Below are 15,012 nucleotides of genomic sequence, written 5' to 3'. Positions count from 1 at the left end.
TCCCCACCAGCCTGGCGACGCCCTCCCCTTTCCATGCCTCATGCGCAGCAATCAGGGTTGAGGCGCGCCACCGGCTTGGGGGCAACGGCCATTCGGACACCGCGAATGGGACCGCGTCGTTCCGGCAAAGTTCTGGCGAAGTCGGTGCGTCGTTGGCGCGACACCTCTGCCATGAGGCAGAAGCGGTCCATCCACGAGCATGGGAAGGGACTGCACCTCCTGCATCAATGCATCACCAGGATCGCCGCGAATGGCTTGATGAGCGATCCGATGCGAGGCCCGCGCCCGCCCATTACGCATGGCAAACATGCGGTAGCACTTGCACGCCACCATGACTAGGCGCAGCGTAGGCTTCCCTGGATGCGATGCACGCATGTCTGTCGCCGTGGTCAGGCGTCAGCTGCGCCTCCAGTGCCGTTGTCGGAATGGCACGCCACCGTTGCGGAGACCTGAGATGAACGAGCAGAACATCCGGGCGGCCATCGATCGACATTGGGCCGCATCCGCTGCAGGTGACCAAGTAGCCGAACACGAGATCTATCACGACGATGCCGTGTGCGAGTACCCGCAGTCGGGCGAGGTCATTCACGGCAGGCGCAACCTTCAGTTGCTTCGCAGCCATCACCCGGGAAAGCCCTCGGGCTTCGTGATACGCCGTATCGTTGGGGCCGACAACCTGTGGGTCACCGAATACGTGATCGACTATGAAAGCAAACCTGCCTACACCGTAAGCATCATGGAATTCCGCGACGGAAAGGTATCGCACGAGACCCAGTATTTCGCCGATGCGTTCCCCGCGCCTGCCTGGCGTAGCCAGTGGGTCGAACACCGCAGCTGATCCGAACAGGCTGGCACCGCCCCTGAAACACCGGCTCCGGATGCAAAATGCGCAGCGAGGAGGATATATGGACTATCGATCCTGCCTGTCGAAGGTACAGCCATGAGCCGCGCCTTCGATGCGATCATCATCGGCGCCGGACAGGCAGGTCCGCCCCTGGCCGGCCGGCTCACCGCCGCTGGCATGACGGTGGCACTGGTGGAACGCCACTTCCTTGGGGGCACCTGCGTCAACACCGGCTGCATGCCCACCAAAACCCTGGTCGCCAGTGCACGTGTCGCGCACCAGGCGAGGTGCGCCGCCGATTACGGCGTCGTGCTGGACGGCGAGGTAGCGATCGATCTGCCGCGCGTCATGGCCCGGGCGCACAAGGTGACGGAAACATCCCGCGGCAACCTGGAGAGCTGGCTCGCAGGCATGGACCGCCTGACCCTGCTGCGAGGGCACGCCCGCTTCGAAGGCCCCGGCACCTTGAGCGTCAATGGTGACGCCATCACGGCACCGCGAATCTTCCTCAACGTGGGCGGTCGAGCCCGGGTTCCTGAAGACATGCCCGGCGTGGGCAACGTCGACTATCTCACCAACACCTCGATACTTCAGCTCACCCGGCTGCCGGAGCACCTCGCCATCATCGGCGGCAGCTACATCGGGCTGGAATACGCACAGATGTTTCGCCGCTTCGGCAGCGACATCACCATCGTCGAACGCCAGCCACACCTGATTTCCCGCGAAGATGAAGACATCTCGGAAGCGCTCCGGAACCTGCTGGAGGCCGAGGGCATCAACATCCGGACGAACGCCGAGTGCATTGCATTCGCACGTGACGGCAACGGCGTCAGGGTCAGTGTGGACTGCAGCGCCGGTGACAGGGAGATCGCGGCCAGCCATGTGCTGCTTGCCGTTGGCCGCCGCCCCAACACCGATGACCTCGGACTGGAGCGGGCCGGGGTCAGGACCGACGGGCATGGCTATATCGTCGTTGACGACACGCTTGCGACCAACGTGCCCGGCATCTGGGCCATGGGCGACTGCAATGGCCGCGGCGCGTTCACGCATACCGCCTACAACGACTTCGAAATCATTGCCGCAAACCTGCTCGATGGCGCGCAGCGACGCGTCTCGGCGCGCGTACCCTGCTATGGCCTGTTTACCGACCCTCCGCTTGGTCGCGTTGGCATGAGTGACACGCAGGCACTGGCCAGCGGCAAACGGCTATCGGTATCCAAGCGCCCCATGACCCGTGTCGGCCGGGCCGTTGAGCGCGGGGAAACACAAGGCTTCATGAAGGTCGTTGCGGACGCTGATACGCACCGCATTCTTGGTGCCGCCATCCTTGGCGTTGGTGGGGACGAAGCCATCCACGGCCTGATCGACCTGATCAACGCCGACCAGCCCTTCGACACCTTGAAATGGGCAGTCCCCATTCATCCCACCGTGTCGGAGTTGCTGCCAACCCTGGTGGGCGACCTGAAACCAAGATGATGCCCCACATGCGTAAGGGCAACGATTGCCCCAGGCGGCCATCGACTGCTTAAGCCCGGTCGTGTCCCGTCAGCAACACCGGGGACGTCCGGGCCCCGTGAAGGATCTACTGGACATCCTCACCGGCCGCCTGCGCCTCCGCCACCGGGCCCAGGCGTAACCGTGAAGCTTCCGGTTTCATCCCGAACAGCAGGCGAAGCAGGGCAAACCTCCGCACGCACCCTTCATAGAGGGCAAGGCACGCAACCATGCTGAGAACAAGGATGACGAAGTACTTGGTCCACGGCGCCCACGCGTACTGGATGACGTAGTAGCCGATCACGACGATCACCGTCTGATGCAGGATATAGAACGGGTAGCTGGCCTCCCTTGCCCAGGCGAGCAACGGGTTCACGAAGGACAGGTAACGGTAGCCGTACCCAAGAAATACCATCATCCAGAGCCAGGTAAAGATGTTGGCGCCGACGGCGTCGGCTATCGAGTCATGCTCGATCACGCCCGCATTGAACAACGAAATCAGCAGCGCGAACGACACCAGGCCAGCGCCAAGCGACCATGTGCGGAAGTCGGCCAACCATCGCCAGATGCCAGGCATGGATGCCATGAAATATCCGTAGGCCGTCAGAAGCAGGTAGTGATTGAAGATATACCAATCGCTCACCAGGTTATGCGACTCCGGATAGGCATGCTTCAGGAGCGCCTCGTTGATACCGAGCGGAATCCCCAGCAGGCACAGCCAGGTCCCTGGCGAAACCGGCTTGCCGCGTCGCCTCCACCAAAGCATCGCAGGCAACAGCAACAGTACGTACACATAGAGATACAGGATGAACCATAGGTGATGCCAGCCGAAATCACCGGATGGATACGGTGAAAACTGCAACACCCGCGTCGCGTAGAACTCCAGGTAGCCACCCTGCCATTGGCCGCGAAGCAGGCGCTCGCAGTAGATCTGCGGTGGCACGATGATGAACATGCCGGCTACAAACGGTAGGAGCAACTTGATCGTTCTTTCCTTCAGCAACATCCCCGCGGTACGTCGCTGCAGTGCGAACCACATGCCCGCGCCGGCAATGACGAACAGCAGCGGCATGCGCAAGCGATGGGCGATGTCCATGGGCCACTGCAGGCCAGGTATGGTCTGGCTGTTGACGACATGCCAACCCCAGCCGACGAAGATCATTCCGGTGTGAAAGAAAAACAATACGAAGATGGCGATGACTCGCAGCCAGTCCAGGAAGTCATAACGACTCTCCCGCTCATCGGCAGCACGCATGGTTCAGGTCTCCTGTAGCGGCGATGGGAAGGAGCCTGCCCCCTCGGTGACCGGTGGGCATCCCAATTGGGGTGAACGGGGACGTCGCCGTGGCAAGGCGGCTTTCAGCGCCCCATGCGGGCGAACAGGGCGTCGCGGAACCGCCGGCTCAGCCTGAGCGTGTGCCCATTGCGCAGGTGGATTTCGTAGTCACCCTTGAAGAGCGGGGTGAGCGACTCGATGCAGGCCAGGTTGACCGCTGCCGACCGGTGTATCCGAATGAAGCGCTGCTCGCCCAGCTGGGAAAGGAGGTCCTGCAGCGTTCGGCGTAAAAGGTAAGTGCGACCGGCCGTGTGCACGTGAACATAATTGTCGTCGGCCTCCAGCCATTCGACGGCCGCGGCGTCGATGAGCTGCAGCCGCTCGCGATCCGGCACCAGCAGGCGGTCGCAGGACGGCTCCCGTGTCCGGCTCACGGTGACGGCCGCCGTGCCGGTCTCATGGTCGTTCAGCCGCACCCGGACCCGCTGCACCGTTCTTTCGAAACGTTCCAGGTCATAAGGCTTGAGCAGGTAGTCGACCGCATTGAGGTCAAACGCCCTCACCGCGTGCGCGTCATAGGCAGTGACGAACACAATCAGCGGTGCCCTCGAAGGTTCGAGCTGCGCGGCCACCTGCAGTCCGGACAATGCCGGCATCTGCACATCGAGAAAGGCCACGTCCGGACGGAACTGCTCGATGCAGCGCGCCGCGGAAAGTCCATCCTCGACCGAACCCACCACCGCCACGTCCGCTTGATCCGCCAGCCAGCGTTCGAGCTTCTCGCGGGCAGGCGCCTCGTCGTCGGCGATCATCGCGCGAATCACCGGACCGCCTCGCCCAGCGGTAGCGAAACGCGCGCGGCCACGCCGTCGCCTTCGTTCTGTACATGCAACCATGCCAAGTCGCCGTAGATGATGCCCAATCGCTCCCTGCAGTTGCGGAATCCCAGCCCGGCATGGGGCTCGTCAGCGAGCCGGGAACCGGAGTTGCTCACGACGATCTCCAGCGAATGGTCTCGCCGACTTGCACAGACATCGATGCATACGCGCGCCACTGTCCGCTCGACGCCATGCTTGAAGGCGTTCTCAAGCAAGGGCTGCAACAGCAGGGCCGGGACGGGAATGTCGAGCACGGCCGGTTCTGTCTGCCAGCTCAGGGTGACCCGGTCGCGGAACCGCTCGCTCATCACCGTTGCGTACAACTCCAGCGTCCGCAGCTCCTCACCCAGCGGCGTCATCTCGTTGTCGGTGGAGCGAAGACTGATGCGCAGCAGGTCCCCGAGCGTCGCGACCAGTCGATCGGCCCGCTCCACATCGGTGTGCATCAAGGCAGAGACGGTATTGAGCGCGTTGAACAGGAAATGCGGCCGCAGCTGGCCCTGGAGCTGTGCAAGCTGCGCTTCGGCCAGCGCCCTTTGCGTCTGCAACAGGCGCTGCCGCTGGATCTGCCATTGCCCGTGGGAATCGATGCCAAACAGCACCCCAAGCCACAGCCCCGTAAAGATCACCAGCTTGAAGCTCTCGTACACAACGATATAGCCCCAGCCCGGGTGATCATAGGTTCTCCCAACGGCCGCATAGACGCCATGCCGTATGGCGTAGACCGCCGCAATCCAAAGCAGGATGGCCAACGGCAACCAGCGCAGGTAGGCACCAAACCAGGCCAGGGGTTTATCGAGATACGATGCATAACGCCCGCGAATCCGCACTGCGAGCAATAACCAACCCGTCAGGACCAGCCCGGAACTGCCTTCCCACAGGATCGGCTCCCACCATTGGACGTGGGGGTTACGAAGCGATTCCTGGAAGGCGATGCAGATCATGAGCAGCCAGAATGCCGTCCACGACACCGCCAACGTTATCGGCGCAAATGGCGCACCGTAGCCGCCATGGGAGATTTCGTGGGAATGGCGGGATGGCACGTTCATGCCGTCGACTATAGCCGGCCCGTGGCGACGGACGTCATCTATGTGGCGAGCGGGACAGGGCTGGGGCGAAATGTCGGCAAGGAATGCCCGGGGCATGGGCGGCGTGCCCTGTCCATCGCGCGCCGTTGTCCCAGCACCCGCTTCCGCTCCAAGGTGCCCCAGGTTGGCGATGCCCCTCCCGGCAGGCTCGCCTTCGAACCGCCTCAATCGCGACGCTGTAAAGCCAGCCATCGCGTGTCCAATACCACGCCACTCTTTGGACCACATGGCGACTATGCTCACTTCATGGATTCAACACCCACTGGTTCTCAAAGGCAGCCGGGTTGAACTTCGCCCCGTGGAAGAAGAACACCTGGATGCACTCTTCGACGTCGGTCGCGATCGAGAGCTATGGCGCCTGACATCCGTGGACTACTCCGATCCCGCCATCTTCTACCCGAACTTCAGAACCGCGCTGCGCGACAGGGATCTGGGCAAGGCCTATCCGTTCCTCGTGTGCCTTCGCGACAGTGGCCAGATCATTGGTACCACGCGACTCCTCGACATCCATCGCGATGATCAAAAGGTCGAGATCGGCGTCACCTGGATCGCGAGCGAATTCTGGGGCACAGGCATCAACACGGAATGCAAACAGCTCCTGCTTGCTTTCTGCTTCGATACGCTGGGTGTGGGTCGCGTCCAGTTCCGGGCCAAGGCCGACAACGCCAGATCACGGCGCGCGCTCGAAAACATCGGGGCGACGTTCGAGGGCATCCTGCGAAAGGACAAGATCGAGCCCAATGGCAAGCCAAGGAATACCGCCTTCTACAGCGTCGTGAGCGAAGAATGGCCATCCGTAAAAGCCCTGCTCGCACATCGACTCGGCACGTCCTGACAGCGCGCCCTTGTCTAACGCTCGTCATGGGACGGAAATGGACACCGGCCTCTTCGCAAGGAATATTCGGTAGCGATACGGCGAAGTGCACAACGGGTGGCACCCGCAGAAACCAACAACGCGTTGTCACACGCATGGCCTGCCGCCCGCGGGTCCATGTCCTGCGCGTGCTGAATGCGCCGATTGCCCATGGCCTGATGCCTCATGAGCGAAAGCCACCGCTCGACATGCGAGCCGTAGGCCTGAACATCATGGTTCTTCGCACAGCCAGGGGACGGTTACCGCCCCGCGTACATGCAGCGCTGGCAGTCATAGCCTGCGATTGACCGACCTGTGTAAGCGTCCACCAGGGGCAGCGAACCTTCGGGAGCACGCTTACCACTATCCGGGCTTTTGAGGAGACCTTCCAGCTAGGCATTCAAATGGTGACCGCCGCGCCCTTCTACCTCCGCGTCTTGCGGAACCAGATACCTTGCCCGGTTGCCCCGTGAGCCTGGAGCGCCCCGCGCCAGACAGGCGAAACCGCCCAGACCCAAGCCTAAGAAATGACGCGGGAGGGCCGAGATGGCGTCAGTTGCTAGGGTATGAGGCGAGGGAGTAGCCTTCCGCGGAATGTTTCCCTGCGCAGACAATGGACGGATTGCCATGGCCCTGCAGAAGCACGCGACGTTGCCCTTGTTGTGCCTTGCCGCTGGATTCGCCTTCTGGCCCGTTGCGGGCATCGCCGGCGACCAGGACGCGCTCAAGACAATCCCCATCGATGCCCAGACGCCAGCGGCGGCCCCGGTAGCCACGACTACTACCGACACCGGCGAAGACAACAGCAAGGCCTTCAACACCCCGCTCGACGATGCCCGGCCTGGCGAGTACTTCTTCGCGCTCGGCGCGCAGGCAGCCAGGAAAGGTGACTACACGCACGCCATTGCGATGTACAAGGTTGCGGCCTCGTGGGCGTACAAGCCCGCCGAATACAATCTTGGCGTGATGTACCTGAGCGGCCAGGGTTCGGCGGTGGACCTGCCACAAGCGATGGCGTGGATGGCCTTGGCCGCCGAACGCAACGACCCACAATACGTGCGCGCCCGCCAACTGGTCTACGCGCATTTGACGCCCGAACAATTCGCCAAGGCCAACGAGATCTGGCGCGACCTGTTACCCACCTATGGCGACGAAGCGGCGTTGCCTCGCGCCAAGGCGCGCTGGCGCGAGGTGAGACAGAACGCCACCGGTTCGCGGGTGGGTTCCTCAGCGGCCCATGTGGAAGTGGGCGGCATCGCAGGCGTGGGCAATCACATGAGTTCTCCCATCTACGATATCAGCGGCGGTGGTGCCGTCACGCAAACGGGCCTGCAACGTCCCGGTGGCGGCCCCAACACAAGCGACCCCGCGCAAGTGGTCGGCGCGCACCAGACCGATGGTGCGGTGGCTTACCAAGAGCTGCGCTCTACCGACAATCCATATGACCCAAGGCTCCCGACCACGATCACCGGCACTGTCAGCGTCGGTCCGCTAAGCCCAGTCAAGCCGCCCGAAGGCGACGACGCCAAGGACAAAAACGAGCCGACGACGGGTAGCAGCGACCAGGGACATCCCTGAGAACCGGCAGAGAAACACCAAGCCCACGACATGCGCTTGCCGCACCGTGACGGATCCGCTTCGGATCGCAGACAGACGCTACCGCAACGCAGCCCGAAGAGTGGCCGCCAGCTCAATTCGTTCCTCGGTGACGTAGGGCACTTTGCGCCCCGCATTCAATCCGTCATTTGAATAGCGAGGGAATACATGAAGATGGTAGTGCCATACATCTTGATTACCGGCCGGACCGTTGTGTTGGCGAGTGGATATGCCCTCACACCCGAACGCATTTCGCATGGCCTGCGCCAGGCGACGCGTGGCACAAAAGAAGTCGCTGCCGAGGTCGTCCGGAATGTCCAATACGTTTTCATAGTGGCCCCGAGGCACTACCAAGCAGTTGCCTTTGATCCCCGCATAGTGGTGCGTCGGAACCAAAGCGAACACGTTGGCATCGACCAGGACAACGGCTGATTCTGGAGCAGGTGACGGAAGCGTCTCCGCAATACCGCAAAACGGACACTCGTACCCGGGTGGAGCGTTCTTCATTAGGACAATCTCCCTGAAAACCCTGTTATGCCGTCCTGGTCATGTCCGTTTTGGGTTAGAAGCGGACCATTCAGCGAAGATACTTCCAGACTACCGGCGCGCACACTAGATATAGCGGCAGAAACAAATATCCTCGCCCTTCGAAGGGAAGATCAAAAAGGCTATAGCCAACAAACGGCATTGCTACGAGGGCGACAAGCATCCAGAGTGCAAAACCTGCTGCTTGGCACGCAAAGAAGAATTTGACGTACCACCACAGGCTTCTTCGACCGCTAAATGTCACTTCCATTGCCTCTCCGAGCTCCCTTGAGCGGTCCGACAAGCGCCCTTCTTTGAGGTCCGCTCTGGGTCGGAAGCGAACATCCCTAGCTTGCCGGGCGGCCGTTGTACCCGCAAGATCACGGCTCCGCCATCGACAGGCTGAGCTTTTCAATGCACGAAGCGAACGGATTCCTCTTCCCCCTGGTTGGCCGCATGGCCCCGTGGCTCTATGGCGATTCTTGGGTATGGACGCTCATCGGCCTCGCCGGTGCGGGGCTCTTTAGCTCGCGGTTCGTTATTCAATGGCTGCACTCGGAGAGGAAGAAGCAACTCGTAGTGCCGCCGATCTTCTGGCAGCTCAGTTTTTGGGGTAGCGCCTTGCAGCTTGTATATGCCCTGCACATAGACAAGCTCCCCATTATCTTGAGCTATGCCTTTCTTCCTTTCCTATACGCCCGCAACCTTTGGCTTCTAAAGAGAACGCCAGGCGAAAACGAGAGCCCACTGCACCATCCATCGGAGTGACCGGTGCCTGCTTCGTGCAGTGAGCCCAAAGGGCCGACGCAACACCCCGGCGTTGCTTCAACAAAGGGGGACTTGTTGCGCCGACCTGCTGGGACCACAGTCGGACGCGAACATTTTTCCCAGGAGGAAATCGCCACGCCCGATGCCATCAGGTTCGACTAACGCGAACCAAATCGCTTCTTGGCTGCTTCGGTCATGGGTGTGTACAAGCCAACGATGGTGCCCTCGGGGTCCCGAAACTGCACTGCAAGATTGCCCCAGGGCATCATTTTCGGCTCAAGGACGACCTCAAGCTCATCTTTGAGTCGCGAGAACTGTGCTTCCACATCGTCGACCTGAAACTCGATGATGGCCGTGCGGTTGGCGGCTGGCTCGACCGAGCCTTCCTTGAAGAGCGCAACGGTTTCAACGCTGCCTATCGCAAGCGTGGCGCCCGTCGTTACGATCTCGGCAAATACAGGCGCCAGCCACTCCGCCTTTCGGTTGGTCAACTTCTCGTAGAAGCCGACGACCGCATGAATGTCGCGGACGATCAGCCGGGTGGATGCAAACTTCATGGAACCTCTCCTTGTCGAGCTCGGTGGGAATTTCGGAGAGGATTTGTACAAAAAGGTTACTGCCAACGTGCTGTCAGCAGTCGCCGGCTGATATGGCTAGTCGACAGGCAAAACGCCAGACCGATTCGCAAGCTATGCATGACACGGAAGCGGGCCTTTCCATGAATCAGAAACTGATCGCAATTCGAGCCGACGGCCATTCGCCATCCTTCGATGAAGGCGATGGTGACCTCTTCGGCACTTGGGCCAACTTCTCGAACCTGCCCGATAGGTAACCGCACGGTAGGTTGCGACATTACTCGCCACCGGCTCTGGCGGTTTGCCCTGACGACGCATTTGTCCGTTCCAGAGAACGAAACGCGACACGCCCTGGCCGGCTTCTTCAACGCACCCTGCCAAACCCACGAAATTGCCGGAATGCCGCGCTGAAATAGCCGGCTTCGACATTCGGGCCCGAAGCATCGGCTTCGGCTCGGGCGAGCGCCGGCAGCGCTGTCCATGGCAGCGTGGGATGCTGGTGATGCAGGCGGTGAAGATGATGATTCATCAACACCGGCCGCCAGAAGGCCGACACCCGGAAGTTGCGGGCCCGCGCCTTTTCTTCGAGCAAAACGTCATAGTGCGGCAGGTTGTCGGCCAGCGAGATCCACAGCCCCCGGAGGAACATTGTCGCGGCAAGCGCAGGCCACCACGCCCCATAGAAATAGAACGCGCAGGCATGCAGGGTGACCGACAGCATCCAGTCCCGGCGTATACGACCACGCCGGTCCGCGTTCCCGGCAAAGGCGACAAACAGCCGCTGGATGTCCCGGTCGATTGAATTGTCGCTGTGAAGCTTGCGCTCAACGAGCCGGCGCACCACGGGCGTCGGCAGAAACGTGAGCAACGGCAGTGCGATCTCCGCCAGGTAGAAGCCGCCGAGCAAATGCAGGTAATAACCGATGCGCGCGAGCATCGTAGGCGTCACGCCATCATGCACATCCGGCCGGTCATACGTTTCGCGGGTAAATCGGTGATGCATCAGATGGCCAAAGCGCACGGCGTCGAATGGCAACATGAAAGCGATCGCCAGCGATCGCCCGAGCCACTCGTTCGACCGCCGCTGGGCCAGCAGACGCCCATGGATGGACTCATGGATCAGCCCCCAATGCATTGGCGCCAGCACCACGAGCGGCACTGCAATCCACAGCGCGGGCATCCCCCACTGCCGCAGCAGGAATGGCCATGCGGCGAGCTGAACCAGAATCGCGATCGCAATGAGTCCAAGCAACGCCAGATTGGCACGCTGGTCGATGGAAGCACGACGGGCCGTTCGCTGCTCGGCCGATGCCTGGTCACCATCCATCCCTACCGCTACCTGCAGGTCCATCTTTCCCCCATCAGCACGGATTGGTCGCCACTTAACCTAGCAGCACATTTTTACAGCGGAAAGAGTGCACTGGCGATCAAGACCCGCCCTCTGGACGAGGCCTGCTCCCACCGGAACCACGGGGCCTATAATTGGGGCCGACAACCTCCTGGCAACACCAATGACCGAACCCGTACGCCTCGCCAAACGTGTCGCCGCCCTGGCCCAGTGCTCGCGACGCGAAGCTGAAATGTATATCGAGGGCGGCTGGGTGCGCGTGGATGGCACGGTCGTCGAGGAACCGCAGTTCAAAGTGCTGGAGCAGCACATCGAGATCGATCCCCAGGCGCGGCTCGAACCGGTGGAGCCAGCCACGCTGGTGCTCCACAAGCCCGCCGGCATGACGATCGACGAGGCACGCGCACTGATCCGGGTGGAGAACCATGCCGAGGACGACAGCTCCGGCGTGCGCGTGCTGAGGCGTCACTTTGCCCGCCTGGAGTCGCCGCTGCCCCTGCCCGACAAGGCCGAAGGCCTGCTGGTCTTCACCCAGGACTGGCGGGTCAGGCGTCGCCTGGAAGAAGATTTCGACCGCATCGAGCAGGAGCTCGTGGTCCAGGTCACGGGCAAGCTCGCACCCGATGGCCTGGCCCTGCTCAACCATGGCCTCAGCTTCGACAACTATGCGCTGCCACCGATCAAGGTGAGCTGGCAGAACGAAAACCACCTGCGCTTCGCCCTGAAGCGGATCGCCCCCGACAAGATCGAGCGCATGTGCCATGCCGTCGGCTTGAAGGTCATCGCCATCAAGCGCATCCGCATCGGCCGCATCCCCATGTCCCGGCTCCCACCGGGTCAATGGCGTTACCTGGCCAGCACGGATCGGTTCTGATGCCCTGCCTCGGCGCTGCCGTGAGGCATCTGCGGTAATTCGGGGCGGGTGGGAACGACGCGCGGCTAGATGCCCGCATACCATTCGTAGCCTTGATCCTCCCAATAGCCGCCCTGGCCATCGCCGATATCCTCGAATGAACTGACCAGTTCGATGCGGGCCAGGTATTTCGCCTGCTTGTAGCCAAGCTGGCGACCGATCCGCAGGCGCAGGGGCGCCCCGTTGGGAACCGGCAATGGCTTGTCGTTCAATGCGAAGGCCAGCAAGGTCTGTGGATGCCTGGCTTCGGTGAGATCGATGCTCTCGTAGTAAGGCGTGTCCTGCTCCATTTCGTCAAAGCAATGGAACACCACGAAGCGTGCGCGCGGGTCCACGCCAACGTGATCGAGCACGGCGGAAAGCCGGGTGCCCCGCCACTTTCCGATCGCGCTCCAGCCCTCCACGCAGTCATGCCGGGTGATCTGCGTGCATACGTCGAGCCGTTGAAGCTCGTCTATCGAAAGCCTGGCCGGCCGCCTTACCAGCCCATCCACCTGAAGCCGGTAATCGCGAAAACCGTTGGCCAACAGCGCCTGATAGGCGGGCGTGCCCGGCATGGTGGTTCCATTAGGGTGGAACACCGGCGAGATGTCGGCTTCACCATACTCCCTGGCCATGCTGCTGGACGGCGACAACAAGGCTTGCACACGGCGATTCAAGCCTTCCGCCTTGCCAAGCACATTGGGGCCCCATGCGGACTGCGAAATGCGGTCGCACGCAGCAACGAGGATGCCGGCTGCCCCCACGATGGCCATGCGCACGAACGATCGACGGTCAGTCATGCGGGCGTTCCTCTGGCGGAGCCGGCTCCACGGGATCGTCCGGGCTCGGTGGAGCCGGTTCGGCGGGATCGACCGGGCCCGGTGAGACCGCCTCGGCGGGTGGCGCCCCGGCGGGCGCCGCATCGATCGCGTAGTAGCCGGTGATCATGCCCCTCAGCTGGTTGAATACGCCGCTGATCAACACTTCGAATACATGGATCAGCACGAAGGCGACGAACGCCCAGGCGATGATGAAATGAATGGTCCGCGCCGACTGTCGACCGCCGACGGCTTCGACCATGGGCGAAAGCACGGCGTCCATGCGGGGCGACATCGCCAGTCCCATCAGGACGATGCCCACGCCGAAGACGAAGATCACCACCAGGTACGCAAGCCGTTGCAGGATGTTGTAGCGCAGCGCCTCGTCGCCATGGGGGTGCTTGAAGCGCAGGTGCTCGATGATGGATCGCCCGATGCCACGCCAGTCCGACCCGGTGGGCCACAGGTCGCGCTGCAGGTGTCGCGTGGCCAGGGCGTAGCCCACGTAGCACAGCCCGTTCAGCACAAACACCCAGGCAAAGAAGAAGTGCCAGCGTCGCCCCATCGACAACCATTGCGGACCGGGCACGGTGAGCCACGATGGAAACCCGCGCACCTGAGGGCTGCCATCGCTTCCATTGGACACCCCCAGCACGCCGGTCGTGGTGAACTCATGCCGCCCCACGCGGGTGATGCCCACCAGCTTTCCCGTCGCATCCTGGCGGGCACCCAGGGTGAGCAGCTCGGTCCCCGCATCGGATCGGTTGCCCCAGTAGAGGCTTGGGTGCGCGTTGAATATCTGCAGACCGCTGAAGAGCATCAGGGTCAACGCGACGACATTGATCCAGTGCATGACCCGGATCGGCAGCGGGTGCCGATACACCAGCCTGCGGGACTCCGCCACCGGCTCGGGAATTGCAGGGGGTACGCCAGCATCGAGGTCTTGCGCACTCATGGCCATACTCCAGGGAAGCAGGGCACGCCGAACGGTACGCGCTCCAGTTTACTCGCGCCCGCGCCCGGTGCACCGGCTTCGCTGCAGGATCGGGGAGAGACCCGCCGGTGCTCGCCTGGACACTCGCCTCGGCGGCATCCGCCCCAGGCGCTGCCCTCGGACTCGCGTCACGGAACCTCGATCACCGGACTGCCCTTCTTCACCGTGTAGGCCACGATGAAACGCAATGGCTTGCGGTCATCCGCGTTCTCGAACACGGTGTGCGGAATGCCGGCCTTGTCGTGGAATGACTGGCCCGCGATCAGCGTCACGGGCGGCTCTTGGCCAAACGCCGAGCGCGCTGCGCCTTCCACGATGTAACCGATACCTTCCACCGGATGATGGTGGACCGGCGCGGCAGCACCGGGTGGCAGGACAATCAGATAGAGCCTGGTTTCCAGATCGGTGCCCGGCACGTCGCTGTGTTCCAGTTCGGTGCGGGTGATGACGGCAGGCACAGGCCGGCCGTCATCGGTCGCCCCCAGCACGCCGGGCATGGCTCCCAGCCACCCCAGCGCCATCAAGGCCCGGATGGCTCGCCATGAGGACAGGGTTTTCATCGGCGTGCTCCTTCGCATGGCGACGACATCGGGAAAGCATCACGGCGTAGCGGCAGGATCGATCAGGCTGCCGCTTGCTGGATGGCCGCGCCCAACTCCTCGTTGGTATAGGCCTTGCCGCCGATACCCCACGCGCCGTCGACGGCGTAGGTGACATTGACGAAGGTGCGCTGGCGCGGATGGTCCCCGGCCTTCAGCCGGTCGATGATGTCGGTGACTTCGGCCACGAACGCCTGTTTGACGCCGGCATCGGGGAAGGTCGCGGCCGGCACCTTCACCTCGATCACCGCAAGCGAGTGGCAGCCGCCATCGACATAGCTTTCCGATGGCGGGTTCACCAGCAGATGCCCGATGACATTGGGCGTCATGAAGGTGTTGCCGGTGAGGCCGTGCACCCGCAGCAGGGCTTCGGCGACCTGCGGCAGCACCTGGCGTTCGCCCTCGTGGGAGAGCAGTCCCTTGGTGACCTGCACTGAAATAGGCATAGCAATAACTCCTTG

16 protein-coding genes are annotated in these 15,012 nt (G+C 62.3%); 6 read left to right on the top strand and 10 right to left on the bottom strand.

What is annotated here, in order from left to right; translation table 11 throughout:
- The first annotated feature begins 454 nt into the window (after positions 1–454).
- Both DVU99_RS12785 and DVU99_RS12780 read left to right on the top strand, forming a co-directional pair.
- Entirely contained in the window at positions 455–838 is a 384-nt protein-coding gene (locus tag DVU99_RS12785; RefSeq protein WP_114240609.1) for a nuclear transport factor 2 family protein, read from the top strand.
- 102 nt (positions 839–940) lie between these two features.
- Complete coding sequence (locus DVU99_RS12780) at positions 941–2,320, top strand: FAD-containing oxidoreductase (RefSeq protein ID WP_114240608.1); 1,380 nt, start codon at positions 941–943, stop codon at positions 2,318–2,320.
- Positions 2,321–2,426: 106 nt separating this feature from the next.
- On the opposite strand, the gene DVU99_RS12775 is transcribed toward DVU99_RS12780, so the two are convergent.
- The 3 genes from DVU99_RS12775 to DVU99_RS12765 form a co-directional block, all read right to left on the bottom strand.
- Positions 2,427–3,593 carry an acyltransferase family protein gene (locus DVU99_RS12775; protein ID WP_114240607.1) on the bottom strand — a complete coding sequence of 389 codons (1,167 nt, stop codon included), beginning with the start codon at positions 3,591–3,593 and terminating at the stop codon, positions 2,427–2,429.
- Between the two features lie 104 nt (positions 3,594–3,697).
- Positions 3,698–4,426, bottom strand: coding sequence for a LytTR family DNA-binding domain-containing protein (locus tag DVU99_RS12770; protein ID WP_198670302.1), 729 nt, complete (start codon positions 4,424–4,426; stop codon positions 3,698–3,700).
- Between the two features lie 8 nt (positions 4,427–4,434).
- The gene (locus DVU99_RS12765) at positions 4,435–5,541 is read right to left on the bottom strand and encodes a sensor histidine kinase (RefSeq protein WP_157971430.1); all 1,107 of its coding nucleotides are present in this window, start codon (positions 5,539–5,541) and stop codon (positions 4,435–4,437) included.
- Between DVU99_RS12765 and DVU99_RS12760 the strand changes: the two genes are divergently transcribed.
- Both DVU99_RS12760 and DVU99_RS12755 read left to right on the top strand, forming a co-directional pair.
- Entirely contained in the window at positions 5,540–6,415 is an 876-nt protein-coding gene (locus DVU99_RS12760; RefSeq protein ID WP_343126328.1) for a GNAT family N-acetyltransferase, read from the top strand. The genes DVU99_RS12765 and DVU99_RS12760 overlap by 2 nt on opposite strands.
- Positions 6,416–7,060: 645 nt before the next feature.
- On the top strand, positions 7,061–8,011 hold the full coding sequence (locus tag DVU99_RS12755; RefSeq protein ID WP_114240603.1) for a tetratricopeptide repeat protein: 951 nt from the start codon (positions 7,061–7,063) through the stop codon (positions 8,009–8,011).
- Positions 8,012–8,089: 78 nt separating this feature from the next.
- On the opposite strand, the gene DVU99_RS12750 is transcribed toward DVU99_RS12755, so the two are convergent.
- The gene (locus DVU99_RS12750; protein ID WP_114240602.1) at positions 8,090–8,536 is read right to left on the bottom strand and encodes an HIT family protein; all 447 of its coding nucleotides are present in this window, start codon (positions 8,534–8,536) and stop codon (positions 8,090–8,092) included.
- A 432-nt stretch (positions 8,537–8,968) separates the two neighbouring features.
- On the opposite strand from DVU99_RS12750, the gene DVU99_RS20360 reads away from it, so the two are divergent.
- Positions 8,969–9,322, top strand: coding sequence for a lipid-A-disaccharide synthase N-terminal domain-containing protein (locus tag DVU99_RS20360; protein WP_114240601.1), 354 nt, complete (start codon positions 8,969–8,971; stop codon positions 9,320–9,322).
- Between the two features lie 158 nt (positions 9,323–9,480).
- On the opposite strand, the gene DVU99_RS12740 is transcribed toward DVU99_RS20360, so the two are convergent.
- Both DVU99_RS12740 and DVU99_RS12735 read right to left on the bottom strand, forming a co-directional pair.
- Positions 9,481–9,879 carry a VOC family protein gene (locus tag DVU99_RS12740; RefSeq protein ID WP_114240600.1) on the bottom strand — a complete coding sequence of 133 codons (399 nt, stop codon included), beginning with the start codon at positions 9,877–9,879 and terminating at the stop codon, positions 9,481–9,483.
- Positions 9,880–10,261: 382 nt separating this feature from the next.
- Complete coding sequence (locus tag DVU99_RS12735; RefSeq protein ID WP_232823595.1) at positions 10,262–11,248, bottom strand: fatty acid desaturase; 987 nt, start codon at positions 11,246–11,248, stop codon at positions 10,262–10,264.
- Between the two features lie 160 nt (positions 11,249–11,408).
- Here DVU99_RS12735 and DVU99_RS12730 point away from each other — a divergent pair, with 160 nt between their 5' ends.
- A complete protein-coding gene (locus DVU99_RS12730; protein ID WP_114240599.1) occupies positions 11,409–12,119 on the top strand; it encodes an rRNA pseudouridine synthase in 711 nt (236 codons plus the stop codon).
- 65 nt (positions 12,120–12,184) lie between these two features.
- Here DVU99_RS12730 and DVU99_RS12725 read toward each other — a convergent pair whose 3' ends face one another.
- The 4 genes from DVU99_RS12725 to DVU99_RS12710 form a co-directional block, all read right to left on the bottom strand.
- Entirely contained in the window at positions 12,185–12,940 is a 756-nt protein-coding gene (locus DVU99_RS12725; RefSeq protein ID WP_114240598.1) for a molybdopterin-binding protein, read from the bottom strand.
- The gene (locus tag DVU99_RS12720) at positions 12,933–13,913 is read right to left on the bottom strand and encodes a cytochrome b/b6 domain-containing protein (protein WP_114240597.1); all 981 of its coding nucleotides are present in this window, start codon (positions 13,911–13,913) and stop codon (positions 12,933–12,935) included. The genes DVU99_RS12725 and DVU99_RS12720 overlap by 8 nt, the downstream gene beginning before the upstream one ends.
- Positions 13,914–14,080: 167 nt before the next feature.
- Positions 14,081–14,512 (bottom strand): cupin domain-containing protein, encoded by a 432-nt coding sequence (locus tag DVU99_RS12715; protein ID WP_157971428.1) that lies wholly within the window; start codon positions 14,510–14,512, stop codon positions 14,081–14,083.
- A 62-nt stretch (positions 14,513–14,574) separates the two neighbouring features.
- On the bottom strand, positions 14,575–14,997 hold the full coding sequence (locus DVU99_RS12710; RefSeq protein WP_114240595.1) for a hypothetical protein: 423 nt from the start codon (positions 14,995–14,997) through the stop codon (positions 14,575–14,577).
- Between the last annotated feature and the right edge of the window lie 15 nt (positions 14,998–15,012).

Origin of the sequence: Dyella sp. C9 (assembly GCF_003332825.1) — a bacterium.
Taxonomy (GTDB): Bacteria; Pseudomonadota; Gammaproteobacteria; order Xanthomonadales; family Rhodanobacteraceae; genus Dyella.
The sequence above is the reverse complement of the archived record's forward strand: the minus strand, read 5'-3'. Positions and strand labels throughout refer to the sequence as shown.